This window comes from Nonomuraea ceibae (genome assembly GCF_019396325.1).
Classification (GTDB): Bacteria; Actinomycetota; Actinomycetes; order Streptosporangiales; family Streptosporangiaceae; genus Nonomuraea; species Nonomuraea ceibae.
Genome location: NZ_JAHKRO010000011.1, coordinates 1 through 25608, shown reverse-complemented (window position 1 = coordinate 25608; position 25608 = coordinate 1). Strand labels below are relative to the sequence as shown.

At 72.9% G+C, this 25608-nt stretch carries 23 protein-coding genes; 8 read left to right on the top strand and 15 right to left on the bottom strand.

The genetic code is table 11. From position 1 onward, the window contains the following. The first annotated feature begins 6 nt into the window (after positions 1–6). A complete protein-coding gene (locus KME80_RS10290) occupies positions 7–657 on the top strand; it encodes a M15 family metallopeptidase (RefSeq protein WP_219503269.1) in 651 nt (216 codons plus the stop codon). On the opposite strand, the gene KME80_RS10285 is transcribed toward KME80_RS10290, so the two are convergent. From KME80_RS10285 to KME80_RS10275, 3 genes are read right to left on the bottom strand one after another with little or no spacing between them, the layout of a single operon-like run. Then, the gene (locus KME80_RS10285) at positions 620–2752 is read right to left on the bottom strand and encodes a N,N-dimethylformamidase beta subunit family domain-containing protein (protein ID WP_219503623.1); all 2133 of its coding nucleotides are present in this window, start codon (positions 2750–2752) and stop codon (positions 620–622) included. The two genes, KME80_RS10290 and KME80_RS10285, sit on opposite strands and share 38 nt — an antisense overlap. Next, positions 2749–4011 (bottom strand): condensation domain-containing protein, encoded by a 1263-nt coding sequence (locus KME80_RS51760; RefSeq protein ID WP_219503266.1) that lies wholly within the window; start codon positions 4009–4011, stop codon positions 2749–2751. The genes KME80_RS10285 and KME80_RS51760 overlap by 4 nt, the downstream gene beginning before the upstream one ends. Then, positions 4008–4244, bottom strand: a complete 237-nt coding sequence (locus tag KME80_RS10275; protein ID WP_246644443.1) for an acyl carrier protein — start codon at positions 4242–4244, stop codon at positions 4008–4010. The genes KME80_RS51760 and KME80_RS10275 overlap by 4 nt, the downstream gene beginning before the upstream one ends. 185 nt (positions 4245–4429) lie before the next feature. Between KME80_RS10275 and KME80_RS10270 the strand changes: the two genes are divergently transcribed. The 6 genes from KME80_RS10270 (at position 4430) to KME80_RS10245 (ending at position 11306) form a co-directional block, all read left to right on the top strand. Further along, positions 4430–5824, top strand: coding sequence for a class I adenylate-forming enzyme family protein (locus tag KME80_RS10270; RefSeq protein ID WP_308125694.1), 1395 nt, complete (start codon positions 4430–4432; stop codon positions 5822–5824). A 68-nt stretch (positions 5825–5892) separates the two neighbouring features. After that, entirely contained in the window at positions 5893–7236 is a 1344-nt protein-coding gene (locus KME80_RS10265; RefSeq protein WP_219503261.1) for a phosphopantetheine-binding protein, read from the top strand. Further along, a complete protein-coding gene (locus KME80_RS10260) occupies positions 7233–8150 on the top strand; it encodes a thiamine pyrophosphate-dependent dehydrogenase E1 component subunit alpha (protein WP_308125693.1) in 918 nt (305 codons plus the stop codon). The genes KME80_RS10265 and KME80_RS10260 overlap by 4 nt, the downstream gene beginning before the upstream one ends. Continuing rightward, positions 8147–9112, top strand: coding sequence for an alpha-ketoacid dehydrogenase subunit beta (locus tag KME80_RS10255; protein WP_219503258.1), 966 nt, complete (start codon positions 8147–8149; stop codon positions 9110–9112). The genes KME80_RS10260 and KME80_RS10255 overlap by 4 nt, the downstream gene beginning before the upstream one ends. Next, positions 9105–10139, top strand: a complete 1035-nt coding sequence (locus KME80_RS10250; RefSeq protein WP_219503255.1) for a 2-oxo acid dehydrogenase subunit E2 — start codon at positions 9105–9107, stop codon at positions 10137–10139. The genes KME80_RS10255 and KME80_RS10250 overlap by 8 nt, the downstream gene beginning before the upstream one ends. Before the next feature lie 81 nt (positions 10140–10220). Next, a complete protein-coding gene (locus tag KME80_RS10245; RefSeq protein ID WP_219503252.1) occupies positions 10221–11306 on the top strand; it encodes a carboxylate-amine ligase in 1086 nt (361 codons plus the stop codon). A gap of 25 nt (positions 11307–11331) precedes the next feature. Here KME80_RS10245 and KME80_RS10240 read toward each other — a convergent pair whose 3' ends face one another. The 12 genes from KME80_RS10240 to KME80_RS10190 all read right to left on the bottom strand — a co-directional run bounded on the left by KME80_RS10240 (position 11332) and on the right by KME80_RS10190 (position 23763). Then, positions 11332–12081, bottom strand: a complete 750-nt coding sequence (locus tag KME80_RS10240) for a sulfite exporter TauE/SafE family protein (RefSeq protein WP_219503250.1) — start codon at positions 12079–12081, stop codon at positions 11332–11334. A gap of 65 nt (positions 12082–12146) precedes the next feature. Continuing rightward, positions 12147–13994: a gamma-glutamyltransferase family protein gene (locus KME80_RS10235; RefSeq protein ID WP_219503248.1), complete on the bottom strand. Its 1848-nt coding sequence runs from the start codon at positions 13992–13994 to the stop codon at positions 12147–12149. After that, positions 13991–14968, bottom strand: a complete 978-nt coding sequence (locus KME80_RS50175; RefSeq protein WP_246644442.1) for an ABC transporter ATP-binding protein — start codon at positions 14966–14968, stop codon at positions 13991–13993. Before KME80_RS50175 ends, KME80_RS10235 begins: the two co-directional genes overlap by 4 nt. Next, entirely contained in the window at positions 14965–15930 is a 966-nt protein-coding gene (locus KME80_RS50170; RefSeq protein ID WP_246644441.1) for an ABC transporter ATP-binding protein, read from the bottom strand. Before KME80_RS50170 ends, KME80_RS50175 begins: the two co-directional genes overlap by 4 nt. Continuing rightward, positions 15927–16802 (bottom strand): ABC transporter permease, encoded by an 876-nt coding sequence (locus KME80_RS10225; protein WP_219503245.1) that lies wholly within the window; start codon positions 16800–16802, stop codon positions 15927–15929. The genes KME80_RS50170 and KME80_RS10225 overlap by 4 nt, the downstream gene beginning before the upstream one ends. After that, a complete protein-coding gene (locus KME80_RS10220) occupies positions 16795–17754 on the bottom strand; it encodes an ABC transporter permease (RefSeq protein WP_219503243.1) in 960 nt (319 codons plus the stop codon). Before KME80_RS10220 ends, KME80_RS10225 begins: the two co-directional genes overlap by 8 nt. Continuing rightward, positions 17754–19265, bottom strand: a complete 1512-nt coding sequence (locus KME80_RS10215) for an ABC transporter substrate-binding protein (RefSeq protein ID WP_219503240.1) — start codon at positions 19263–19265, stop codon at positions 17754–17756. The genes KME80_RS10220 and KME80_RS10215 overlap by 1 nt, the downstream gene beginning before the upstream one ends. Positions 19266–19462: 197 nt before the next feature. Then, on the bottom strand, positions 19463–20146 hold the full coding sequence (locus KME80_RS10210; RefSeq protein ID WP_219503237.1) for a GntR family transcriptional regulator: 684 nt from the start codon (positions 20144–20146) through the stop codon (positions 19463–19465). Beyond that, positions 20139–21908 carry a hypothetical protein gene (locus KME80_RS10205; RefSeq protein ID WP_219503234.1) on the bottom strand — a complete coding sequence of 590 codons (1770 nt, stop codon included), beginning with the start codon at positions 21906–21908 and terminating at the stop codon, positions 20139–20141. Before KME80_RS10205 ends, KME80_RS10210 begins: the two co-directional genes overlap by 8 nt. Further along, positions 21899–22648: an ABC transporter ATP-binding protein gene (locus tag KME80_RS10200; protein WP_219503230.1), complete on the bottom strand. Its 750-nt coding sequence runs from the start codon at positions 22646–22648 to the stop codon at positions 21899–21901. Before KME80_RS10200 ends, KME80_RS10205 begins: the two co-directional genes overlap by 10 nt. Beyond that, the gene (locus KME80_RS10195; RefSeq protein ID WP_219503227.1) at positions 22645–23253 is read right to left on the bottom strand and encodes a TetR/AcrR family transcriptional regulator; all 609 of its coding nucleotides are present in this window, start codon (positions 23251–23253) and stop codon (positions 22645–22647) included. The genes KME80_RS10200 and KME80_RS10195 overlap by 4 nt, the downstream gene beginning before the upstream one ends. Positions 23254–23307: 54 nt before the next feature. Beyond that, the gene (locus KME80_RS10190; RefSeq protein WP_219503224.1) at positions 23308–23763 is read right to left on the bottom strand and encodes an NUDIX hydrolase; all 456 of its coding nucleotides are present in this window, start codon (positions 23761–23763) and stop codon (positions 23308–23310) included. A gap of 275 nt (positions 23764–24038) precedes the next feature. Here KME80_RS10190 and KME80_RS50165 point away from each other — a divergent pair, with 275 nt between their 5' ends. Further along, positions 24039–25547, top strand: a complete 1509-nt coding sequence (locus tag KME80_RS50165) for a PQQ-dependent sugar dehydrogenase (protein WP_246644440.1) — start codon at positions 24039–24041, stop codon at positions 25545–25547. Positions 25548–25608 lie beyond the last annotated feature (61 nt).

The following is a 25608-nucleotide window of genomic DNA, read 5'->3' as shown; positions in this document are numbered from 1 at the left end:
TTGCCCATGTGGCTTCCTCCCGGTGACATCGTGCTCATCTCCGATCCGCGGGTGGCCGCCATCCCCGTCACCGACACCGGCGAACCCCTCGCCGAGGTACGCGGACGGCTGCGGCTCGACGACCGGATGGCCGACCCCGACGGCGCCTACGCCCGCCTGCGCGCCGGCCTCCTCGACCGGCTCGAGACCGCCGAACGGCGCCTGCCCGACGGCTTCCACCTGCTGATCGTCGAGGGCTACCGGCCCATCGCCGTCCAGCGGAAGATCTTCGACGACTACCGCGCCGAACTCGCCGCCCGCTTCCCCGGCCTCACCCCCGGCGAGCTCCACGCCGCCGCCAGCCGCTACGTCTCACCCGTCGACGTCGCCCCCCACACCGCCGGCGCCGCCGTCGACCTCACCCTCTGCGACCCCGACGGGGCCGAGTACGACATGGGCACCGCCGTCAACGACACCCCCGAGACCAGCGGCGGCGCCTGCTACACCGCCTCGCCCGACATCTCCGAGGACGCCCGGCGGCACCGCAAGATCCTCGCCGCCGCGCTGGAGCCCGCCGGGCTCGTCAACTACCCCACCGAGTGGTGGCACTGGTCGTACGGCGACCGCTACTGGGCGTTCGTCACCGGAGCCGGCCGGGCGTCGTACGGTCCCATCTGAACAGGCGCAACGGCAGATCCCTGCCGCCCGCCACCAGCATCCCCGCATGCGCGGCGAACGCCGTCCCGGGCACCGTCACCTCCAGCGGCTCCCACCCCTGACCCGGCACCCCGCTCCACAACCGCCTCCGGCCGTCCAGGACGAACAGCCGCCCGTTCATCGCCCCCAACCCCCGAACCCCACCCGCAGCCCCCTCCCCGCGCGGGGCGGCGGCCCCTTCGGCGTCCCCCGGAGCCGGCCCGGCACCGTCCCCCAGTGGCCCGCCGTTGGTGGTGGCGGTTTCTTCGGGAGAGGCGGTCCGGATGGTGGCGGTCTCCTGGGGGGAGGTGGGCCGGGTGGGGGCGGTCTCTGCGAGGGAGGGCGCCCCGTCCTTAGCCCGCTCCCCGTACGTGGCGATCCCCTGGGTGGGGAGGGTGGCCCCGGGAGCCTGCCTGGCGCTGTCCCCCAATGCCCCGCCGTAGGTGGTGGTCTCCTGGGGGGTGGGGGTGGGGTGCCAGGTGGTGGTGCCGAAGGTGAGGCGCCAGAGGAGGTCCGAGGCGGTGGTGACGTAGAAGGTGCAGTCGGCGATGGCGAGGCCCGTGGCGTCGGCCGGGGCGGCGACGAGGTCGTGCCAGTGGGCGCCGTCGAAGTGGAGCAGGCGCCCGGTGCCGGTGACGCCGTAGAGGGCGACGGGCACGCCGGCGGCGGCCTCGCGGGGTGCGGCGAGGGCGCGGACCCCGGGGGTGGGCCCGACGGGCTCCCAAGGCAGGTTCTGGCCGCAGAGTTCGCGGCGCAGCAGGTCGCCGGAGGCGTCGACGGCGTAGAGGGTGCGGCCGAGCGCGGCGAGGGCGCGGATGTCGGCCTCGGGCCCGATGACCTCCCACGGGTCGCCGGCGCCGGTGGAGAGCCGGTCGATGACGTTGCGGGTGATGCGGTCGACGACGGGGTCGTGCAGGGTGTTGCCCCAGTTGACGGTGGCGGCGGTGAAGACGGTGCCGAGGCCGCTGGTGTAGACGCCCATGGTCGCCATCCCGCCCTGCCCGTAGCCGGCCCAGTGGCGCAGGTCGGCGGTGGCGAGGACGACGAAGGTGGGCGGGGTGCCGTCGCGGCAGGTGGCGCGCGGGACGCCGCCGATCTCCTCGAACTCGGCGGCGTCGGTCTCGTAGCCGAGGCAGCCCTGGCCGAACTTGTCGCCGTCGGTGAGCCCGGTGCCGTCGAAGACCCAGTGGGAGGCGAAGCGCGCGGTGTAGGACTCTTCGAGCATGCGCGGCATGTGCGGGCCCCAGGTGCCGGCGCCTGCGCGGAAGCTGACGCCGGTGAGGGAGTTCTCGGGGCGGCCGGCGGCCGACCATTCGACGGTGGCCAGGCGGGGGTCCTCGACGGGGTCGGAGACGGGGTCGCGGTGGCAGACCATGGTCCGTCCGCCGTCCTCCAGCCGGATCTGCCACCAGCAGGTGTTGCCGGAGAAGAACGCGACGTTGCCGCCGCGGCGGACGTACTCCTCGACGGTGTCGCGCATCCCGGCGGACCAGTATTCGTCGTGGCCGTTGACGATGAGCATCCGGTGCCGGGTCAGCAGGTCGAGCCCGTCGTGGAGGTCGAGGTTGGAGCAGTAGGCGACGTCGTACCCGGCGGGGCGCAGCCATTCGATGAGGCCCTGTTCCCAGCGTTCGGGGGGCGGGCCGCAGCCGGGCCGGTCGAAGGTGACGCGGGCGGCGCGGTCGGGCGCCTCGGTCCAGTAGACGCTCTCGCCGGGCACGCCTGCCCGGTTGTACGCCTGCCAGGTGGTGAAGGGGACGCTGAGGAGGATCGGCGCGGCCGGCACGGCTTCCCGTACGACGAAGAAGACCTCGTTGTCGGGGCACGGCGTGTCGCCGGGCAGGCCGGGCGGCCACGGCTGTTCGGGGCCGAACCGGGCGCGGTAGAGGGAGCTGGGCCAGTCGGCGCCGATCGGCAGTTCCCAGCCGGGGGCGGCGTCGCCGGTGTGGACGACGCGGCCGTCGGCCATGTCGGTGACCTCGACGGGCGCCGGTCCGGACAGGACGAACGGCAGCCGTGCGCCCTGGGGGCAGGAGGTGGCGGTGGCGTAGGCGCGGATGCCGGTGGGCGGGGTCATCGGCGGGCGGCCTCGACGAGCAGGTCCTCCAGGGCGTGCAGGTAGCGTTCGATGGCGTCGCTCGACAGGTGGCGGGTGTCGGCGGTGAGGGAGACGCCTTCGGTGGTGACGTGCACGCAGAAGCGGCAGTTGAGCTTGTCCTGGCTCATCTGCCATTCGAGCGCGGTGGCGGGCAGCGCGGCGTCGAGGTCGGCGGGGGTGCAGGCGGCGGGGCCCGGGTCGGCGAAGCGCATGTCGTTGAAGCAGCAGTTGGGGTGGACGGCGGTGCCGCGGCGGTCGCTCTCGTCGCGGACGATCCTGGCGCGGTCGGCGGGGTCGTGGTAGGCGCTGCGGTAGGCGCGCATGGCGGCGGGGGCGGCGGCGCGGAGCACGTCGGGGAAGTCGCCGTCGACGTCGAGCGTGAACAGGCCCTCCTGGGAGAGGGTGCTGACGATGCCGAGGGTGTCACGGCGGAACCGGTTGCCGACGATGGGCAGCATGGCGCACCGGCCGGAGCCGGAGAAGCGTCCGGCGAGCGTGGCGGTGGCGGCGAGCAGCACGGTGGAGGTGCTGGTGCGGTTGGCGAGCGCGACGGCGCGGGTGGCCAGTTGCAGGGCGGGGGAGCGGAGGAGCGCGCGCCGGATGGGCGGGTCGGCGGGGTCGCCGCTCGGCCCGGCGAACATGGTGTCGGGCATGCGGGCGTGCTCGTCGGCCCAGTGGGCGGCGGCGGCGTCGGCGACCTGCCGTCCTTGGGGGCCGGCCTGCCAGTGGGCGAGGTCGAGCGGGCGGGGCGCGGGCGGGCCGGAGACGCGGCCGCGCAGCAGCAGGGTCCGCAGGTCGCGCAGGGCCACGTCGCTGCCGAGCCCGTCGGTGGCCAGGTGGCAGAAGACGAGCACGACGTGGGTGACGGTGTCGCCGTCCAGGACGAGCGCCACGCGCAGCGGCCATTCGGCGTGGTAGTCGAACCGGGTGGCGGCCAGTTCGGCCATCACCTTGTCGGGGTCGCCGGTGGTGACCTCGACGGGCATCCGCCCGGTGGCCTCCAGCCGCTGGCCGACGGGGTCGGCGAGCAGGGTGCGCAGGGAGCCGTGCCGTTCGACGAGGGCGGTGAGCGCGACGGTGACCTCGGCGACGGTCCGCGTGCCGGGGACTTTCAGCACCCGGCCGAAGTTGAAGTAGTGGTCGTCGGGCGCGGTGCGTTCGACGGCCTCCCAGATCGCCCGCTGGCCCCAGGTCAGTGGGGCGGTGCCGGAGTCGGGCGCGGAGAACCGGATCGTCATCGTCCGGCCAGGTGCCCGGCCAGCCGGTCGAGGTCGTCGAGCAGGTCGAGGCCGTCGCCGGTCAGGTCGACGGTGACCCCGAACTCGGTCTCGATGGCGTCGACGAGCCGGAGCTGGCCGATCGAGGTCAGTCCGAGCGCGGTGAGCGGCACCGTCGCCGTCAGGGCCTCGTGCTCGCTGATCGCGCCGTCGGACGACTCCGCGACGAGCGCGGCGAGCCGCTCTCTGATCATCACACGCTCCCCCGCCGAAACTGGAAAGAATCCTAACTGTTCGAGTGTTCCACGGATCTTCCGAGTCTCGCAAGGCCGTGGAATACGGCCTTGTGTGCGTCGCCGGTGCATGCCACACTGAACGCCCACCCATAAAAAGTAAAGTTTCCTATTAGAAACGCCGATGGCTGTTCCGGGGGCCGATCGTGAGCGTTACCCTTCCCGGCCTGCTCAGGCAGCGGGCCGCAGCAGACCCCGGCCGCGTGGCGATGACCGTCCACGGCTCGGGCTCGATCACGTTCGATGAGTGGGAGACCAGATCCGACCGCGTGGCCGCCGGGCTCACCGCTCGCGGCGTGCGCCCTGGAGACCGGGTGGGGCTGGTCTTCGGAAACAGCAACTGGCTGGAGTATGCCATCGCCTTCTTAGGCGTGGCCAAGGCGGGCGCGGCGGCGGTGCCGCTGTCGGACCGCCTGGCCGCCCCCGACGTCGACGCGATGCTCGCGCACTGCGGCGCCGCCGCCGTGCTGAGACCCGGCGAGCTGCCCGACGCGCCCGGCGAGGTGACACTGCCCGAGCCCGGCGCCCTGGCCCAGATCCTCTACACCTCCGGCACCACCGGCCGCCCCAAGGGCGTCAGCGCCACCCACGCCAACCTGGCCCACGGCTGCGGGGGCAGGCGACGGCCCTTCGCGCACAGCCGCCACCTCGCGCACGCCTTCCCCATCGGCACCAACGCCGGGCAGTGGATGCTCGTCAACGCCGTGGACGCCCACCCCGAGGTGGTGACGCTGCCGGTGTTCACCCCCGCCAGGTTCGCCACGCTGATCGAGCACTACCAGGCCGGCACCGTCTTCCTCGTGCCCGCGATGGCCATCGAGATGCTCGCCGCCCGCGTCCACGAGCGGCACGACCTGTCCAGCGTGCTCCTGCTCGGCTCGGCCGCCGCGCCGCTGCCCGGCCGGGTGGCCGCCGGACTGTCCGACGCCTTCCCGAACTCCACGATCACCAACTACTACACCTCCACCGAGGCGGCGCCCGCCCAGACCGTGATGATCTACGACCCGGAACGGCCGACGAGCGTGGGCCGGGCCGCCGCCGGCGGCGCGGTGCGGATCGCCACCGCCGAGGGCGAGCCGCTGCCGCACGGCGTCACCGGCGAGGTGTGGATGCGCTCCCCGGCGGCCGTGCGCGCCTACTACGGCGACGCGACGGCGACCGGCGAGGTGTTCCGGGACGGCTGGGTGCGCATGGGCGACCTCGGCTACCTGGACGGCGACGGCTACCTCTACCTGGTCGACCGGGAGAGCGACGTGATCAAGTCGGGCGCGTACAAGGTGTCCACGATCCACGTCGAGGACGCCGTCTACCAGCATCCGGGCGTGACCGAGGCGGCGGCGTTCGGCGTCCCGCACCCGACGCTCGGCAAGGCGGTCGCCGTCGCCGTCGTCGGCGGCGTGGCGCACGAGGACCTGCGGATCTTCCTGAAGGGCCGGCTGGCCCCGCACGAGCTGCCCGTACGGCTCGTGACCGTCGACGTCTTGCCCCGCAATCACGGAGGCAAGGTGGACAAGCGCGCACTGCGAGAGGTTGTTCGATGACCGAGGTTTCGTACGCCCAGCACGGCATGTGGATCACGGAAAGGATGGGTGCGGGGTCCGCTTACCACATGCCGATCGTGATCCGGTTCGCCGTGCCACCGGACCGTGGCGCGCTCGCCAAGGCCGTCACCGCCGTGGTCGAGCGCCACCCGCTGCTGGGCAGCGCGTTCGAGGACCGGGGCGGCGAGCCGCACTTGGTGCCGGCCGACGTCCAGCCCGCGCTGACCGACCAGCCCGTGGCCCTGGACCTGGAGCGCGGCCCGCTGGCCCGCTTCCAGCTCGACGGCGACACGCTGACGATCGTCGCCCACCACCTGGTGTTCGACGGCCAGTCCAAGGACGTGCTGGTGGCCGACCTGGCCGCCGCGCTCGACGGCACGATCGCCGAGCCGCTGGAACGTGCCGACCACGCCGCGCTCCAGCGCGAGCGCGTCGAGGCGCGGCTGGCCGAGGCCGGGGCGTTCTGGGCCGGGCGCTGGCGCGAGCCGGGCGAGGTCGTGGTGGCCGGTGACGTGCTGCGCTCGCGCCGCGCCGGGACCGGCGCGCTCGCCGAGTTCGACCTCGACGTGCCCGAGCTGCCCGGCCTGACCAGGTTCGAGGTGGTGGTCGCCGCGCTGCACGCGCTCCTGCGCTCCTACGGCAACGCCGACGTGGTGACCGCCGTGGACCTGTCCACCCGGACCGCCGTCGAGACCGGCCACGTCGGCCCGTACGTCAACGAGCTGCCCGTCTACTCCACGCCCTCGCCGGACGCGCCGTTCGGCGAGTTCGCCGCCGGGCTGCGGGCCGAGCTCAGGCGGGTGTACGAGGTCCGCGAGGTGCCCATCGCCCGCGCCGTGCCCGGCATCAGGCCGCACGCCGCGCTCGCCCCGATCTCCGTCAGCTACCGGCGCGGCGGGACCGCTCCCGCCGGGTGGGACGTCGACTGGCTGGCGTTCAACGGGGCGGTGCGCGGCGCGCTCCAGCTCCAGCTCCTGGACGGGCCCGGCGGCCTGTCGGCGAGCCTGCGCTACGACCCGGCCGAGCTGCGCGACCCCGGCCGGTTCGCCGCCGACCTGATCGCGGTGCTGGGCCGGGTCACGCCCGAGCGCCCGCTGCGCGAGCTGGCCGCCTTCCAGGAGACCGTCACGGCGGAGGCGCAGGCGCCCGCCGCGGAACCCGCCCAGGTGGACGACGGGGGTGCCGACCTGGGCGGGGACCCGCTGATCGGGGAGATCACCGCGATCTGGGAGGAGGTGCTCAAGCTCTCGCCGATCCAGCCCGAGGACGACATCTTCGACCTGGGCGGCCACTCGCTGAGCATCACGCAGATCATCGCCCGCATGCGCAAGCGCCTCGGCGTGGAGATCGACCTGGACGACTTCTTCGACAACCCGACCGTCGCCGGCGTCGTCGAGGTGATCAGGAGGTGACCTCGCTCCTCGAACGGGCCGCCGGGCCCATCCTGGACGACGCCGACCTGTCGCTCATGCTCACCATCCGGGCCTTCGAGCTCAAGCTGCTCGACCTGTTCGGCGAGGGGCGGCTCAACGGCACCACGCACACCTGCCTCGGCCAGGAGTACGTGCCCGTGGCCCTGGAGCCGCTGCTCGGCCCGGCCGACCACGTCTTCAGCAACCACCGGGGCCACGGCCACTACCTGGCCCGCTTCCGCGACCCGCACGGCCTGCTGGCCGAGATCATGGGCCGGGAGGGCGCCATCTGCCACGGCGTGGGCGGCAGCCAGCACATCCGGCGCGGGCGCTACCTGTCCACCGGCGTGCAGGGCGAAAGCCTGCCGGTGGCCGCCGGGGTGGCGCTGCGCCTGCGGCGTGCCGAGCCGGGCGCGCTGGCCTGCGTCTACATCGGCGACGGCACGTTCGGCGAGGGCGCCGTGTACGAGGCCCTCAACCTGATCGCGCTGTGGCGGCTGCCGGTGATGGTCGTCGTCGAGCACAACGGCATCGCCCAGTCCACGCCCACGACGGCCCACATGGCGGGCACGATCGCGGGCCGGGCGGCGGCGTTCGGCATCGCGCACGAGCGCGTCGAGGGGTTCGACCTGCCTGCGATCCGGCGGCGGCTCGCCCCGCCGGTCGCGCGGGTGCGCGAGGGCGTCCCGCTCGTGGTGGAGTTCGCCACGCACCGCCTGGGCCCGCACAGCAAGGGTGACGACACCAGGAGCGCGCAGGCCGTACAGGAGGCGAGGGACGCCGACTGGCTGGAGCGCTGCCGCGCGGCGCGGCCGGAGCACGTCGGCCGGCTGGAGCGGGAGGCGCGCGAGCACGTCGACGCCGTCGCCGAGGAGGTCGCGGCCCGGCCGCCGTCCAGGTGGGTGCGCGCATGAGGGTCGCGGAGAACCTGAACGCGGCGCTGCACGCGGTGATGGACCGGCAGCAGGACCTCTACCTGCTGGGCGAGGACGTCCTCGACCCGTACGGCGGCGCCTTCAAGATCACCAAGGGGCTGTCGACGGCGTTCCCCAAGCGGGTGCTGTCCACGCCGATCAGCGAGGGCGCGATCACCGGCGTGGCCGCCGGGCTGGCGCTGGCGGGCGACCGGGCGATCGTCGAGATCATGTTCGGCGACTTCGCCGCGCTGGCCTTCGACCAGCTCCTCAACTTCGCCGCCAAGTCCGTGTCCATGTACGGCGAGACGGTGCCGATGCGGATGGTGGTGCGCTGCCCGATGGGCGGCGGGCGCGGCTACGGGCCCACGCACAGCCAGAGCCTGCAGAAGCACTTCATCGGCATCCCGGGACTGGCGCTGTACGAGATGTCGCCCTTCCACGACAACCTCGCCGTGTTCGAGGAGATGCTGGCACGCGCCGAGCCGTGCGTGCTGTTCGAGGACAAGGTGCTCTACACGCGGCAGATGCACCAGGTGGACGCGCCCTTCTCGGTCGAGGTGGCCGGCGGGGTGGCCCGGGTGTTCCTGGACGACACGCCCGACTGCGTGATCGTCGCGCCGGGCGGCGTGGCGCACCGGGTGGTGGCGGCGATGCGCTCGCTGCTCCTGGAGGACGAGATCGGCTGCACGCTGCTGGTGCCGTCGCGGCTCTACCCCTTCGACGTGGAGGTGCCCGCGGCCCGGCACGTGTTCGTGGTGGAGGAGAGCACGGCCGGAGGCACCTGGGGCGCGGAGGTCGCGCACCACGTCCACCAGCGGCACTGGGACCGGCTGGCCGGACCGGTGACGCTCGTCCACTCCGCCGGCTCCGTCATCCCCACGGCCTCCCACCTGGAGCGCGAGGTGCTGGTGGACGAGGCCGACATCCACCGCGTGATCAGGAAGGTCGTCCGTGGCTGAGCTGCGCCTGCCCAAGCTGAACAACAACGACACCGAGTACCTGCTGGTCGAGTGGCTCGTCCCCGACGGCACGCCGGTGCACGAGGACGACGCCGTCGCCGTGGTGGAGACGTCCAAGGCGGCCGAGGAGCTGCCCGCCGACGCCACCGGCACGCTGCGCCACGCGGTCAAGCCGGGCACCTGGTGCCGCCCCGGCGAGCTGCTGGCGACGATCGGCGACGAGCCCGCCGCCGAGCCGGCGCCCGCTACCGCCCCTGCGGCGAGCGCGGCGTCGCAGGCCGGGCCGCTCGTCACCGCCCCCGCGCAGGCGTTCGCCGACGAGCACGGCATCACCGCCGAGCAGCTCGCCGGGCTCGGCGTCGACGTGGTCCGGCGGGCCGACGTCGAACGCCTCCTCGACGGCCCCGCCCGCCGCGAGCTGCCCCGCGTCCAGCGGGCCGTGGCCAGGGCCGTGGAGCTGTCCCACCAGAGCATCCCGGCCGCCTACCTGGTCGTCAGGATGGACCTCGGCCCCGCGCTCAAGCGGGCCGAGGCGGCCACCCGCGAGGTGCGCAGGCCCGTCGGGCTCGCCGAGCTGTTCGTCCAGGCGGTGGCCGGGCTGCACGAGAAGCACCCGCTGTTCTTCGCCACCTACGAGGGCACGCACGCGCTGCTCTCCGACGAGCCGAACATCGGCGTCACCCTCGACGTGGGGGAGGGCCTGTACGTGCCGGTCGTGCGCGACGCGGCCCGCCGCCCGCTCAAGGAGATCGCCACCGCGCTGATGAAGCACCGCCTGGCCGCCGCGTCCGGCGACTTCAAGGAGGCCGACCTGGCCGGCGCCAACTTCGTCGTCACCCTGCACACCGAGGGCGACGTCGTGCTGGCCGTGCCGTTCGTCTTCCCGGGCACCGCGTGCGCGCTGGCCGTCACCGGGCCGTCCGACGGCACCGTCGCGCACATCGGGCTCGCCTACGACCACCGGCTGGTCAACGGGCGTGACGCGGCGCTGTTCATGGCCGCGCTGAAAAGCGCTATCGAAGGCTAGTTTGCCCACATACTTTTCCCGCCGACACTGCACGGGCACAAACAGTAAGGAGGCTCCTGACTTCCCCTGCGAGGTGTGGGCATGGTTCCGTTGATCGGGATCGAGGAGGAGTACCTCGTCGTCGATCCCCGCACCCGCCACGTCACTCCCCGGGCGGCCGACGTGCTGGCCGCCGCCACGGACATGCTCGACGTGGCGCACGAGATCACCCGATTCCAGGTGGAGGCCCGGACAGCGCCGTCCGCGGACCTAACCGAGCTGGGCACACAGCTGCGCGCCGCGCGCAAGGAGGTGGCCGGGGCGGCCCGCTCGTGCGGGCTGGCCGTCGTGGCCAGCGGCATCCCCGTGCTCGGCAACGTCATGCCGCCGCCGCTGACCGAGGACGCGCGCTACGAACAGGGCCGCGTCCTCTACCGCGCGTTACAGGACGAGATCAGCATCTGCGCCCTGCACGTGCACGTGGACGTGCCCGACGAGGAGCACGCCGTCTACGTGGGCAACCATCTGCGCCCCTGGCTGCCCACCCTCATCGCGCTGGCCGCCAACTCGCCGTTCTTCGTCGGCCGCGACACCGGCTACGCCTCCTGGCGGGTCATCTCGTGGGGGCGCTGGCCGGTGTCGGGCGCGCCGCCGTACTTCCCGACGTTCGCCGACTACGAGCTGGCGCTGCGGGCGCTGGCGGAGTCGGGGGCGCTGATGGACCCGAAGACGGTCTTCTGGGACGCCAGGCCCTCGCCCAAGCTGCCGACGGTCGAGGTGCGCGTCGCCGACGTGCCGCTCGACGTGAGCGACAGCCTCACCATCATCGGCCTGGTCCGCGGCCTCGTCGTCACGGCGCTGGCCGCCGTGGCGCGCGGCGACCGCGGGCTGCCCGTTCCCGGCGAGGTGCTGCGCGCCGCCTACTGGCGCGCCGCCCGCGACGGGCTCGCGGGCGACAGCCTGGACGTGCGGCACGGCACGCTCGTGCCCGCCCCGGTGCTGGTCGGCCGCCTGCTCGACCACGTACGGCACGCCCTGGCGGAGGCCGGTGACCTGCCGTTCGTCGAGGAGGGGCTGGACCGGCTGCTCCGCAAGGGGTCCGGGGCGGCGCGGCAGCGCCGGGTGCACGCCCGGGGCCACGACCTGGCGGAGGTGGTGGACGACCTCATCGAGGCAACCGTCGCCTGACCCGGGTCGGCTCAGTCGGCGCAGGTCAGCGCAGGGCGAGCGCCATCGCGACGCCCAGCCCGAAGACGACCACGACGCCGCGCAGCACCGCCGGTGACATGAGGCGGGCCAGGCGGGTGCCCAGCAGGCCGCCCGCCAGGCTCGCCGGCGCGATGACCGCCACCGCCGTCCACTCGACCGGCCCGAACAGCGCGAACGCCACCACCGACACCGTGCAGATCGCCAGCGACAGCACCGCGCGCACGGCGTTGACCCGCTGGAGGTGGTCGTGCAGGAACATGCCGAGCACCGCCAGCAGCAGCACGCCCATGCCGCCGTTGAAGTAGGCGCCGTAGCAGCCGCCGAGGAACACCCCGGCGTACACGAGCCTGCTGGGCCGCTCCCCGTCGCCGCCGCCGAACCGCTTGCGCAGCCACGGCTGGGCCAGCAGCGCCAGGCTGGCGAAGGCCACCAGCCACGGCACCAGCGCCTCGAACGTGTCGCCCGGCGTGTTCAGCAGCAGCGCGCTGCCCGCGACCGCGCCCAGCACCGCCACCCCCGCCAGCCCGGCCGCCCGGCGCCGCCGCCCGCGCAGCTCGGCGCGGTAGCCGAAGGCCCCGCCGAGGTAGCCGGGCCACAGCGCCACCGCGTTCGTCACCGTGGCGGTCACCCCCGGGTAGCCGAGCGCCATCAGCGCCGGGAACGAGACCAGCGTGCCGCCTCCGGCGAGCGCGTTCACCACGCCGGCCAGCAGACCGGCCCCGGCCAGGAACAGGACGTCACCCAGCGGGATCATGCGAACTCCTTACGTGCGGATCCCGCTGCTGGGGAAACGGGGAGAACCAGTGGAGAAGGGAACGGTCAACGGCCGACCGCGTAGCCCTGGGCGCCGCGCGGGTTCGCGCCGGCCTTCAGGAAGCCGCCGTCCCGGGCCACCGCGCTGAGGCGGCCGAGCGACCACGGCCCCTGCACCTCGACCTCGTGCCCGCGCCGCCGCAGCTCCGCCACGACCGCCGGGTCCAGCCGCTCCTCCACGTGCACGACCCCCGGCCGGGAGCCGCGCGGGAAGAACGAACTGGGGAAGTGCTCGGTGTGGAACGTCGGGGCGTCGATGGCCTCCTGGAGGTTCAGGCCGCCGTGGACCAGCGCCAGGAACAGGTTGACGCTCCACTGGTCCTGCTGGTCGCCGCCCGGCGTGCCGAACGCCAGCCACGGCCGGCCGTCACGCAGCGCGAACGACGGCGACAGCGTCGTGCGCGGGCGCGCCCCCGGCCGCAGCGAGGCGGGCAGCCCCTCCTGCAGCCAGAACATCTGCGCCCGGGTGCCCAGGCCGAAGCCCAGCGACGGGATGACCGGCGAGCTCTGCAGCCAGCCGCCGCTCGGCGTGGCCGACACCATGTTGCCGTGCCGGTCGACGACGTCGACGTGGCAGGTGTCGCCGCGCACGGCGCCGTCGGAGCTGACGATCTCGTCGCCGGTGTCCTCGGCCGGGACGACGAGCCTGCTCACGGTCGGCTCGCCCACCCCGGCCCGCCGCCCGGAAGCGCCGGGCGCCGGACCGGCGGCGCCGGCCGAGGGCAGCACCGGCAGCCGGGGCTCGCGCCCGCCGGGGGAGCCGGGCCGCAGCTCCAGGCTGGCGGTGTCGCCGATGAGCGCGCGCCGCCCGGCGTTGTACGGCTCGGACAGCAGGTCGGCCAGAGGCACGTCGGTGTCGCCGTACCAGGCCTCGCGGTCGGCGAAGGCCAGCTTGGCCGCCTCGGTCACGGTGTGCACGTAATCAGCGCTCAGCACGCCCATGCCGGTCAGGTCGTACCCGGACAGCAGCGCGAGCTGCTGCAGGAACACCGGCCCCTGGCCCCACGGCCCGGTCTTGCACACGGTGTGCCCGTGGTAGTCGAAGGTGACCGGCTCCTCCACCGACGCCGACCAGGAGGCCAGGTCGTCGCCGGTGAGCAGGCCGCCGTGCCGCTCGCCGGAGGTGTCCAGCCAGGAGGTGGTGGCGCTGAACTCGGCGATCGCCTCCGCCACGAACCCCTCGTACCAGGCGCGGCGGGCGGCCTGGAGCTGGCCCTCGCGGGAGGCCGACGCGGCCTCGGCCTCGGCCACGATCCGCCGGTAGGTGGCGGCCAGCACCGGGTTGGCCAGCTTCGAGCCCGGCGCGGGCACGTCGCCGCCGGGCAGCCAGGTGGCCGCCGACGTCGTCCACTCGTCGGTGAACAGCTCCTTGACGGTGGCGATCGTGGTGGCGATCCGCTCCAGCACCGGCACCCCGCGCTCGGCGTAGTGGATCGCCGGGGCCAGCACGTCGGCCAGCTTCCAGGTGCCCCACCGCTCCAGCATGAGCATCCAGCCGCCGAACGCGCCCGGCACCGTGGCCGCGAGCAGCCCGGTGCCCGGCACCACGTCCAGGCCCAGCTCGGCGAAGCGCTCCAGCGTCGCGGCGGCCGGGGCCACGCCCTGCCCGCACACGGTGGACACGCGCTGGTCGGCCTCGCTCCACAGCAGGATCGGCACCTCGCCGGCCGGCCCGTTCAGGTGCGGCTCGGCCACCTGCAGCACGAACCCGGCCGCCACCGCCGCGTCGAACGCGTTGCCGCCGCGCTCCAGCACGCCCATGCCCGTCGCGGAGGCCAGCCAGTGCGTGCTGGCCACCATGCCGAAGTCGCCCGTCAGCTCGGGCCTCGTGGTGAACAAGTGCGGTCCTTTCATGAGGCGGCGGCCGCGTCGGGGAGGCGGTCCGCCGTGACGAGGTGGCAGGCGGCCGGGTGGCCGCCCGTGCGCGGGTCGGCCAGCTCGGGCTCGCGGGTGCGGCACTCGTCGAACGCCAGCGGGCACCGGGTGTGGAAGCGGCAGCCGGACGGCGGGTCCACCGGGCTCGGCACGTCGCCGCCCAGCACGATCCGCCGCCGCTCGCGCTGCCTGGCCGGGTCGGCGACCGGCGCCGCCGACAGCAGCGCCTGCGTGTACGGGTGGCGCGGCTCGGCGAACAGCCGCGCCGTCGGCCCCGACTCGACGATCCTGCCCAGGTACATGACCGCGATCCGGTCGGCCAGGAACTCCACCACCGACAGGTCGTGCGTGATGAACAGGCAGGAGAAGCCCAGCTCCCGCTGCAGGTCGGTGATCAGGTTGAGCACCGACGCCTGCACCGACACGTCCAGCGCCGACACCGGCTCGTCGGCCACGACCAGCTTCGGGTTGAGGATCAGCGCGCGGGCCAGCCCGACCCGCTGCCGCTGCCCGCCCGACAGCTCGTGCGGGAACCGGGTGGCCATCTCCGGCCGCAGCCCCACCTGCTCCAGCATCTGCGCGACCCGGCAGCTCACCTCCCGCCTGGCCACCGCCTTGTGGTGGATCAGCGGCTCGCCGACGATCTGCTCGATCGTGAAGCGCGGGTTCAGCGACGAGAACGGGTCCTGGAACACCATGTGCACGTCCCGGCGCAGCGGGCGCATCGAGCGCCGCGACAGGTGCGTGATGTCGGTGCCGCTCAGGCTGATCCGGCCCGACGTGGGCTCGATCAGCCGCAGCACGCACTTGCCGACGGTGGACTTGCCGCTGCCGGACTCGCCGACCAGGCCGAGCACCTCGCCCTTGCCGATCTCCAGCGACAGGCCGTCCACCGCGCGCACCTGGCCATAGTGCATGACCAGGTCGTCGATCTTCAGTACGGGTTCGGTCATGGCTGCTCTCCAGGGTGGAAGCAGGCCGCCAGGTGGCCGGCCGCCTGCCGTACCAGAGGGGGCCTGGAGGTGGCGCAGTCGTCCTGGGCGCGCGGGCAGCGCGCCCGGAACGCGCACTCGTCCGGGTCGGACATCGGCGAGGGGACCATGCCGGGGATCTCCGCCAGCCGCCCGTTCACCGCCGCCGACGGCAGCGCCTTCATCAGGCCCAGCGTGTACGGGTGCCGGGGCCGGGCGAACAGCTCGGCCACGGGCGCCTGCTCGACGGCGCGGCCCGCGTACATGACCACGGCCCGGTCGGCGATGTCGGCGACGACGCCGAGGTCGTGCGTGATCAGGATGATCGCGGTGCCGAGCCGGTCGCGCAGGTCGCGGAAGACGTCCAGGACGCCCGCCTGGATCGTCACGTCCAGCGCGGTCGTCGGCTCGTCGGCGATGAGCACACGCGGCGAGCACGCCACCGCGATCGCGATCATCACGCGCTGCCGCATGCCGCCGGAGAGCTGGTGCGGATACTCCTTGACGCGGCGGCGCGGCGCCGGGATGCCGACGAGCTCCAGCAGCTCGACCGCGCGGTCCATGGCGGCCCGGCGCGACAGCTTCTCGTGCCTGCGCAGGACCTCGGCGATCTGGTAGCCGACCGTGAACGACGGGTTGAGCGAGGTCATCGGCTCCTGGAAGACGACGGACACGTCCTTGCCGCGCACCTTGCGCAGCTCCGGCTCGGGCAGCGTGGTCAGCTCGCGGCCGTCCAGCCTGATCGAGCCGCTGAGCTTCGTCGTGCCGGGCGGCAGCAGCCTGGGCACCGACATCGCGGTGACCGACTTGCCGCAGCCCGACTCGCCGCACAGCGCCAGGATCTCGCCCTCCTCCAGCGTGAGTGAGATGTCCCTGACCGCCTGGACCAGGCCGTCCTCGGTGTCGAAGTGCACGGCCAGGTCGGTGATCTCCAGCAGGCTCATCTGCCGCTCCTCGGGTCGAGCACGTCACGCAGCCCGTCGCCCAGCAGGTTGAAGCCGAGCGTGGCCAGCGCGATCATCACGCCGGGCCAGATGGCCAGCCAGGGCGCGACGTCCAGGTACTGCTGGGCGGTGGTGAGCATGACGCCCCACGACGGGGTCGGCGGCTGCACGCCCAGGCCCAGGAACGACAGCGTCGACTCGCCGATGATCGCCGCCGGGATCGCCACCGTGGCCTGCACGATCAGCGGGTTGGCGCAGTTCGGCAGCACGTAACGGAACAGGATGTGCCGGTCGCCCGCGCCGTCGGCGATGGCCGCGGCGACGTAGTCCATCTCGCGGATCGCCAGCACCTCGCCCCGGGTGATCCGGATGATCGCCGGAAGCTGGGAGAAGCCCAGCGCGAGCACCACGCCCTTGAGCGACGGCCCGATGATCGCGGCCAGGCCGACCGCGAACACCAGGAACGGGAACGCCAGCGTCACGTCCACCAGCCGCATCACGACCGGGTCCAGCCAGCGCCGGTAGAACCCGGCCACCAGCCCGATCGGGATGCCGATCACCATCGCCAGCAGCGTCGACAGCACGCCCGCCTGGAGCGACACCTGCGCGCCGTGCGCGATCCTGGCCAGCGCGTCGCGGCCCAGGTCGTCGGTGCCCAGCGGGTGCGCGCCCGACGGCGGAGCCAGCGTCGCCGCGTAGTCCTGCGCCGACGGATCGCCCGTCACCAGCGGCCCGGCCAGCGCCAGCAGCAGGAACGCCGCCACCAGCACCAGGCCCGCCATCGGCATCGGCCGCCGCCGGAAGCGCCGCCACAGCCTGCGCCGCCGGTCGGCCCGGCCCGACCTCACGGGTACGGCCAGCGTCTCAGCCATGACCGCCTCCCGAGAGCCGGATGCGCGGGTTCAGGTAGGCGTAGGCGATGTCGACCAGAAGGTTGACCACCACGTAGCCGATCACCGTGACCAGCACCACCGCCTGGATGACCGGGTAGTTGCGGGTGAGCACAGCGTCCACGGTCAGCTTGCCGAAGCCCGGAATGACGAAGATCTGCTCCGTCACCACCGCGCCGCTGATGAGCGCGCCGAGCTGCAGGCCGAGCACGGTCACCACGGTCGTCAGGCTGTTGCGCAGCGCGTGCGCGCCCACCACCTTGGCCTCCGCCAGGCCCTTGGACCGGGCGGTGCGCACGTAGTCGGCCGACAGCGCGCCCAGCATCGCCGAGCGGGTCTGCCGCATGAGGATCGCGGCGAACCCGGTGCCCAGCACCAGCGCGGGGAGCAGCATGCGTTGCAGGTTCTGTCCCGGGTCCTCGGTGAACGGCACGTATCCCGAGGCGGGCAGCCAGCGCAGCGTCACCGCGAACAGCAGGATGCCGAGCAGCCCCAGCCAGAAGTGCGGCACCGACAGCCCGGCCAGGCCGAACCCGGTCGCCACGTAGTCGGCGAGCTTGCCGCGCCGTACCGAGGCCACGATGCCCGAGCCGACGCCCACGACGATCGCCACCAGCATGGCCAGCGCGGACAGCTCCAGCGTCACCGGCAGCCGCTCGGCGAGGATGTCGGCCACCGGGATCTGGTCCTGGGTGGACCGGCCGAGGTTGCCCGACAGCGTCTGGGCCACGTAGTCGACGTACTGGGCGGGCAGCGGCTTGTCCAGGCCGAACTCGTGCCGGATGGCCTCGACCACGGCGGGCGAGGCCTCCTCGCCGGCCATGACCACGGCCGGGTCGCCGGGCAGCGCCCTGACCCCCAGGAAGATCAGGACGCTGGCCACGAACAGCACGATCACCGCCGAGCCGCAGCGCCGAAGGATGAACCAGACCATCAGGCGACGAATCCGGCGGTGGCGAAGCGGGGCAGGCCGTCCTTGAAGTACTGGACGCCGGCGACGTTCTTGCTCATGCCCAGGTAGTACTTGTTGTGGTACAGGTACACGACGCCGCGCAGCTCGGCGGCCCGCTTCATGGCCTTGCTGTAGAGCTCGGCGCGCTCGGCGGTGTCCTGGGTGGCCGCCGCCTGCTTGATCGGCTCGTCGATGCCCGGGTCGGCCATGCCGGCGAAGTTGTTGCTGCCCTGGCTGGTGACCAGGTTCGTCAGGTTGCCGTCCGGGTCGACGCGGCCGGACCAGCCGCTCAGCATGGCCTGGAAGTCGCCGGACTTGCCCTGCTCCAGGGTGCTGACGAACTCGGCGGTCTCCACCGTGACGGCGAACCCGGCCTCCTTGGTCATCTGCTGGACGACCTGTGCGAGCCGCTGGTTGGTGGCGTCGTTGGGTGAGGTGAGCTTGACCGGGACGGGCGTCGGCACGCCGGACGCCTGCACGAGCTGCTTGGCCTTGGCCAGGTCGCGCTTGGGGCACTGCAGGTCGGGGGTGCGGTAGGCGCTGTCGACGGGCACCGGGAAGCAGTCGACCTCGTGCAGCCCGTTGTAGACGGTCTTGTTGATCTGCTCGCGGTCCAGGGCCAGCTCGAACGCCTCGCGCAGCTCGGGGCTCTTGGCCAGCGGGCTGTCGACGGGGCCGGCCTTCTCGGTGGAGCCGGTGGCGTTGCCGACGTTGATCTGCAGGCCGTAGTAGCCGAGGCCGCCGCCGGAGACGACCTTCAGGTTCGGGTCGGCCTGCACGCCGGCGACGGTGGTGGTGGCGAGCTGGTCGGCCACCTGGACGTCGCCGGACTTGAGGTTGGCGGCCCGCACGTTCGGGTCCACGATGATTTTGTATACGAGCTTGTCGAGCTTGACCTTGGCGGCGTCGTAGTAGTCCGGCGCCTTGTCCAGCACGATCTGGCTGCCCGAGGTCCGGGCGGAGAACTTGAACGGCCCGACGCACACGGGGGAGGCGCCGAAGTTGTCGCCCGCGCCGTCGAGCGCCTTCGGCGACATGATCATTCCGGCCCGGTCGGCGAGCTGCGCGGTCAGCGGCGTGAACGCGCGCTTCAGCGTGAGCTTCACGGTGGCCGCGTCGACGACCTCGACCTCGGAGATGGCCTCCAGGTCGGCCTGGCGGGAGGACTTCTCCCAGGTACGGTGCCGGTCCAGCGACTTCTTGACCGCCTCGGCGTCGAAGGGCGTGCCGTCGTTGAACTTCACGCCGTCACGCAGCTTGATCGTGACTTCCTTGCCGTCCTCGGAGACCTCCGGGAGGGCGGCGGCGAGCTGGGGGACCAGCTCGGACGCGGCGTCGATGTCGTAGAGCTTCTCGCACATGTTGGCGAAGACCTCGCGGCCGACGAGCGTGGTGGAGGTGCTCGGGTCGAGGGCGTCGGGGTCGGCGTTGAGCGCCACGTTCAGCGTGCCGCCGCTCTTCACGGCCCGGTTGTCCGCCGAGGCGTCGGCCACGGAGGGAGCAGCCGACGGACCGCTGGAACCGCCTCCGCCGCACGCTGTCAGTGCGAGGGGCAGCACGGCGAGTGCCGCGACGATTCTGGGGGACGGTCTCATGGTGCCTCCGAGGGGAACGGGCAGTTCGGACACTGTATACAAGACCTAACATTGCAATTGCACGCTGTTAAGAGCGGTTGTTACCTGAGTGTTTTCTAATTGATTGCGTGCTTTGTCCTGTTAGCCCGCCCGACGGCTGTCAGGAACGACCGCCTGGCGGCCGCCACGTGCGCCACCGCCCTGGCCTGCGCCTCGTCCTCGTCACCCGCCGCGATCGCCTCGTACAGGCTCAGATGCTCCGACCACGAGTGCGGGCCGCGCGCCGCCGCCGTCTGACTGAACACCCACTGCGCCCGCTGGAGCATGGGCGTCATCATCAGGTTGAGGTAGGAGTTGCCCGCCGCCTCGCCCACGGCCAGGTGGAAGGCGGTGTTGAGATCGGCCACCGCGTCCAGCCTGCCCTCGTCCACGGCCTGCCTGGCCTCCTCGAGCACCCGGCGCAACCGCTCGGCCGACGCCGTTGTGCGCTTGCGGGCCGCCAGCCGCGCCGCCAGCCCCTCGACGGCCATCCGCACGTCGAAGAGCTCGTCGCCCTCCTCGGCCGACAGCGTCGCCACGGTCGCCCCGAACCTCGGGACGACCTGGACGAATCCCTCGGCGGCCAGCACCCGGATGGACTCGCGCACCGGGTTGCGCGAGACCCCGAGCAGGGCGGCCAGCCGGTCCTCGACCAGCCGCTCGCCCTGCCCGAACTCGCCGGACATGATGCGCCGGCGAAGCTCTGCGGTGACCTCGTCGCGCAGGGTCCGGTGGGTTGCGCCGAGGGATACATCAGACATTAGGTGATTTATCGTATACAACCTTCTTCTTGTACCTGTACATGATCCCGAGCCCGGTCCCGTACATCGCCAGCCCCAGCGCGATCATCACGGCCGCCGTCGGGTAGCGCAGCCCCGGCGCCATGTGCGTGGCCAGGAACCAGCTGTGCCCGAGCTGCCCGTTGGCCACGAACACCGCCGCCAGGATGCCCTGCGGGATGAGCGGGATCGCCCCCAGCGACACACACGTGATCACCACCGCCCGCTGGACCTTCGGCATGTCGGGCAGTGCGAAGGCCGACGACGCCTTTCCCGCGGCGGCAGGCCGGCGGCCGGTGCGCATCATGTGCAACAGCTCCGGCCCCTGCGCCGCCAGCCGCCGCTCGGCCAGCGCGCCGAACCACCACAGGCACGCCGCCCCGGTCGCCGCCCCCACCGCCACGCCCGGCCAGCCCCACAACGCCGCCGCCACGCCCGCCGGCACCCCGGACGCCGCCACGAGCACCATCATCAGGTACGCCAGCCCGGTCAGCGCCCCGTCGTCCTCGCTCGTGCGCAGCGGGTTGCCGCCGCGCTTCTGCGGATCGGTGCCCGGCACCAGCGCGTACACCGACACCAGCGGCACCAGCCCCGCGCCGCCGCCGAGCAACGCCACCGACAGCGCCACGATCATCGGCCACGGGCCGCCGTTGACCGCCGTCAGCGCCACCACGAGCACCGCCGCGACCGGCGTCACCGTCACCAGCCACGCCAGCTGCCTGCCGCGCACGTCCGACGAGCCCGGCGTCATCACCGACAGCCAGAGCGCGGTGCCGTCGGCGCCGTAGAGGTTGGCCGTCATCGCCGCCGCCATCACGATGAAGATCGGCGCCGCCCACGGCAGCATCCCGGTCCACCCCAGCACCAGCGGCGCCGCTGCGAAGAACACCCCGTAGGCCAGGGCGAACGTGAGCTGATGGGTGCGCACCAGGTCCCGCGACCACGTCCGCAGCTCCTTGGCCAGCACCGCGTCCAGCGCCGTGGCCGCCCGCATCGGCCTGCGGCCCCGCGCCGACGCCCGCTCCGCCCCGGCCCGCCTCGACAGCAGCGCCGCCCACGCGCCCAGCAGCAGCGCGATCAGCACCGCCATCGCCGCCAGCGCCAGATAGTCGCCCTGGACGGCCAGCACCCCCCACCCGGACGGCAGGTAACGCACGATCGGCGGGATGCCCTCGGCCTGCCCGAGCGCGACCGCGAACACCCAGCCCTGCCCCAGGAACGCCAGGATCGCCCCGTTGACCAGCCCCGCGCCGATCGCCCCCACGCGCGAGCGCAACGCGATGCCCAGCACCCCCACCGCGACCCGCGACAGCAGCACGAACACGGCCAGCTGCAGCACCATCGCCGGCACCGCCACCAGCGCCGGCCCGGCCCCCTCCCGGACGCCGAGCACCACCAGCCCCGTCAGGGCCAGCAGGCTGACCGCCGGCGCCACCCCGACGAACGCCGACACCAGCAGCCCCGCCGCCAGCCGGTGCGGCGGCAGCCCCAGGAGCGAGAAGAACTCCGGCCGCAGCGTCTCGTCACCGCCGCCGGAGAAGACCGGGCCGATGATCCAGCCCAGCATCCACACCGCGAACGCGGCCGCCAGCCAGTCACCGTCGAGGAACGCCAGATAGATCGTGCCGGCCGCGAGCAGCGCGCCCACCGAACCCGCCGAGACCGCCATCGTCCCCCGCTGGCCGGTCAGCGAATGGCGCAGGATCGCCACCTTCATCCGCACCAGCGTCACCGCTACAGCCACGACAGCCCCTTCGTGCCGGTGGTGGCCGAGCCGACCAGCTCCACGAACCTGTCCTCCAGCGTCGCGTCGCCGCGCACCTCCTTGAGCGGCCCGGCCGCCGCCACCCGGCCCCCGTCGATCACCGCCACGTGGTCGCACAGCTGCTCCACCAGCGCCATCACGTGACTGGACAGCACGATCGAGCCGCCGCTCGCCACGAACCCGCGCAGGATCGTCTTGATCGTCGCCGCCGACACCGGGTCCACCGCCTCGAACGGCTCGTCCAGCACGAGCAGCTTCGGCCCGTGCAGCAGCGCCGTCGCCAGGCCGATCTTCTTGCGCATGCCCGTCGAGTACTCGACCACGAGCGTCTTCTCCGCCCCGTCGAGCTCCAGCACCGACAGCAGCTCCTCGGCCCGCGCCGCCACCACGTCCTTCTCCAGCCCGCGCAGCAGCCCCAGATAGGTGAGCACCTCCCGCCCGGTCAGCCGCTCCGGCATGGCCAGCCCGTCAGGCAGCACCCCCACCAGCCGTTTCGCCCCCGACGGGTCCGCCCACACGTCCGCGCCGAAGATCCGCGCGCTCCCGCCGTCGGGCCGGAGTAACCCCACCGCCATCGAGAGCGTGGTGGTCTTTCCCGCGCCGTTCTGCCCGACGAGCCCGTAGAACGATCCCTGCGGAACCGTCAGCTCGACGTGATCCACCGCGACCTTCTCGCCGAACGACTTCGTCAGACCGGCGATGTCCAGCGCCGCTGTCATGGCTGCCTCCTCGTGGCAAGCGTGAAAAGGGTGACGAACTCGCCCGCGAGCCCGCCCAGATCGAGCTCCGGATCGTGAAGCAGGCGCGCCGGCACCGCGTCCACGGCGCCGCGGATCGCGATCGCCATGCTCCGCGAGTCGAAGTCGCGGAACTCCCCGGTCGACTTGCCCCACTCGAGCAGCCTGACCACGTCGTCGATCGCCGTCTCGTGCTGCTCCGCGTACGGGCCCGGCCCGCGATCGTCCTCGCCCCGGTTGTACGTGACGATCTCCACCAGCGCCAGCAGCGGCTTGCGGTGCAGGCGCATGAAGTCGAGATTGCTCTCGAAGTAGACCCGCAGCATGTCCGTGGCCGTGGGCTGCGCCAGGATGCGCGGCACCATCAGGTCCGTCGCCACCTTGGCGACCGAGCTCACGACCGCCTCCAGAAGCTGCCGCTTGCCGCCGAAGTGGTAGGAGATCACGCCGGTGCTGATGCCCGCCCGCTGCGCGATCCTGGCCATCGACGCCCGCGCGTACCCCTCCGAGGCGAGCACGTCGATCGCGCACTCGATGATCTGCGCCCGCCGTGCTTCCTCGATGAACGACCGGCCTTCTGACGGCACGGTCAAAACTTTAAACGGCCGTTCAGATTCTGGGAAGCCGCAGGACTTCCCGCCCTACGGGAGCGACGACTCGATCAGCAGCCGGTGCGACTCCAGCAGACCCTCAGGAAGATCGTCCGGAGCGCACCAGCGGGCCTCCAGGATCTCCAGCGAGTTCAGCCGCAGCGTCCCCCCGCCCACGTAACGGGCCGCGTAGGCGATCTCGACCCGGAGCCGGAACCCGCTGCCCACCCGCACCACCTCGCCGACCTTCACCTCCAGGCCGGTCTCCTCCATGACCTCGCGGACCACCGTCTGCTCGAACGTCTCGCCCCGCTTCGCCCCGCCCGTCGGCAGACCCCACTGCCGCCCCTCCGGCCAGAACCGGTGCCGCAGCAGCAGCACGTTCCCGTCGAGGTCACGCACCACGCCGGTCACCCCGACGACGAACTTGGCCTGCGACAGATAGAGCAGCCGCCACTGCACCGGCCCGCTGATGCGACGCCAGAGCCCGGCCATCAGCTTCTTCACCGGCGTCCTCCTGACCACGTCCCGTTACGAGCAGCGTAGCGATCACGGACGCCACGCGACGGCCATGTACGTTTCATCCGTCCACGCCCCAGGCGACCCCCGGTCATCCCAGGTCATCGACCTAGAGGCCGTCCACCACGGCCCCACCCGGCCCCGAGCGCTGGCCGGACGGCCGCCCCGCCGGTACCGTCCGGCCGGGCGCGCCGCATGCCCGCCGCGCCCCGGTCCCGGAGAACCCCCCGGACCCCGGACGAAGCCCCGCCTCTGGAGCCCGCATGCCAGCACGACGCTGGGCAGCCCCCGCCCTGCTCGCCCTGTCCCTGCTCGCCCCCTTCACCCCGGTCACCCCGGCCGCCGCGGCCGAGGCCGCCCCTCCACCCCTGGAAGAGATCCGCGCGACCACCACCCAGGTCGCCTTCGGGCTGCGCCGCCCCACCGCCATCGCCGCCCCCGACGACGGGACCGACCGGCTCCTCATCACCGAGAAACGCGGCACCGTACGCGTCTACCACCCGGACACCGGCCTCGCCCAGACCCCGATCATCGACATCACCGCCTCCGTCGACGAATCCGGCAACGAACGCGGCCTGCTCGGCATCGCCCTCGCCCCCGACTTCCCCCAGAGCCAGGACCTGTACCTCGCCTACACCGCGCTCCCCGACGGCGCCGTCACCCTCGCCCGCTACCGGCTCGACGACGCCCGCCTCGAACCCCTCCTCGCCCAGGAGCACGCCGAACACAGCAACCACAACGGCGGCCAGCTCACCTTCGGCACCGACGGCCACCTCTACTGGAGCATCGGCGACGGCGGCGGCGCCGGCGACCCCTTCGACTCCGGGCAGCGCCTCGACACCCTCCTCGGCAAGATCCTCCGCATCGACGTCAGCCGGACCTGCGGCGACCTGCCCTACTGCGTCCCCGACGACAACCCCTTCACCGGCGTCCCGGGCGCCCGGCCCGAGATCTGGATGTACGGGGGCCGCAACCCCTGGCGCTTCTCCGTCGACCACGCGGACGGCTCCCTGTGGATCGCCGACGTCGGCCAGGGCCGCTGGGAGGAGATCAACCACGTCAAACCCGGGCACCAGGCCGGCGCCAACCTCGGCTGGTCCTGCTACGAGGGCCTCGAAGTCTTCGACGAGACCCAGTGCCGCCCCGACGCCCAGTACACCCAGCCGATCTTCACCTACTCGCCCTACACCGGCGGCTGCGCCGTCATCGGCGGCCAGGTCTACCGCGGCCGCCAGTACGCCGACCTCGTCGGCGGCACCTACATCGCCACCGACTACTGCTCCTCCACCGTGTGGGCCCTGCGCGAGGACGGCGCCGGCGGCCACGACCAGGCCGAGATCGGCGAGATGCCCACCCAGGTCACCGCCTTCGGCAGCACCCCCCAAGGCGAGCTCTACGTCGTCAACGACCTCCCCGGCGGCCTGCACCGCGTCGCCTTCGAACGCGCCCGGCCCACCTGCTCCATCAAGCCCGTCACCCAGGTCTGGGGCACCGGCATGACCGTCGACCTCACCATCACCAACCTCGCCGACACCCCGGTCGACGGCTGGACCCTCACCTTCCCCCTCACCCCCGGCCAGAAGATCATCTCCGACTGGAACACCACCCTCACCCAGGGCGGCGACATCGTCCAAGCCGTCAACGCCCCGCACAACCGCACCATCGCCCCCGGCGCCGCCGTCACCCTGGGCTACCTGGCCGGCCACACCGGCGACCCCTCCCTCCCCACCCGCTTCACCCTCAACAACACCCCCTGCACAATCACCCCCTAACCCCCCACGAAGTCCCGCCCCCGGCCCAACGGAGTCCCGCACCCCGAAGGCCCCTCACCCC

Excerpts from the sequence above, each read along its gene's own strand:
- KME80_RS10290 (WP_219503269.1), top strand. The coding sequence starts at position 7 with ATGTGGCTTCCTCCCGGTGACATCGTGCTCATCTCCGATCCGCGGGTG.
- KME80_RS10285 (WP_219503623.1), bottom strand. The coding sequence starts at position 2,752 with ATGACCCCGCCCACCGGCATCCGCGCCTACGCCACCGCCACCTCCTGC.
- KME80_RS51760 (WP_219503266.1), bottom strand. The coding sequence starts at position 4,011 with ATGACGATCCGGTTCTCCGCGCCCGACTCCGGCACCGCCCCACTGACC.
- KME80_RS10275 (WP_246644443.1), bottom strand. The coding sequence starts at position 4,244 with ATGATCAGAGAGCGGCTCGCCGCGCTCGTCGCGGAGTCGTCCGACGGC.
- KME80_RS10265 (WP_219503261.1), top strand. The coding sequence starts at position 5,893 with ATGCCGATCGTGATCCGGTTCGCCGTGCCACCGGACCGTGGCGCGCTC.
- KME80_RS10255 (WP_219503258.1), top strand. The coding sequence starts at position 8,147 with ATGAGGGTCGCGGAGAACCTGAACGCGGCGCTGCACGCGGTGATGGAC.
- KME80_RS10245 (WP_219503252.1), top strand. The coding sequence starts at position 10,221 with ATGGTTCCGTTGATCGGGATCGAGGAGGAGTACCTCGTCGTCGATCCC.
- KME80_RS10240 (WP_219503250.1), bottom strand. The coding sequence starts at position 12,081 with ATGATCCCGCTGGGTGACGTCCTGTTCCTGGCCGGGGCCGGTCTGCTG.
- KME80_RS10235 (WP_219503248.1), bottom strand. The coding sequence starts at position 13,994 with ATGAAAGGACCGCACTTGTTCACCACGAGGCCCGAGCTGACGGGCGAC.
- KME80_RS50175 (WP_246644442.1), bottom strand. The coding sequence starts at position 14,968 with ATGACCGAACCCGTACTGAAGATCGACGACCTGGTCATGCACTATGGC.
- KME80_RS50170 (WP_246644441.1), bottom strand. The coding sequence starts at position 15,930 with ATGAGCCTGCTGGAGATCACCGACCTGGCCGTGCACTTCGACACCGAG.
- KME80_RS10225 (WP_219503245.1), bottom strand. The coding sequence starts at position 16,802 with ATGGCTGAGACGCTGGCCGTACCCGTGAGGTCGGGCCGGGCCGACCGG.
- KME80_RS10220 (WP_219503243.1), bottom strand. The coding sequence starts at position 17,754 with ATGGTCTGGTTCATCCTTCGGCGCTGCGGCTCGGCGGTGATCGTGCTG.
- KME80_RS10210 (WP_219503237.1), bottom strand. The coding sequence starts at position 20,146 with ATGTCTGATGTATCCCTCGGCGCAACCCACCGGACCCTGCGCGACGAG.
- KME80_RS10200 (WP_219503230.1), bottom strand. The coding sequence starts at position 22,648 with ATGACAGCGGCGCTGGACATCGCCGGTCTGACGAAGTCGTTCGGCGAG.
- KME80_RS50165 (WP_246644440.1), top strand. The coding sequence starts at position 24,039 with ATGCCAGCACGACGCTGGGCAGCCCCCGCCCTGCTCGCCCTGTCCCTG.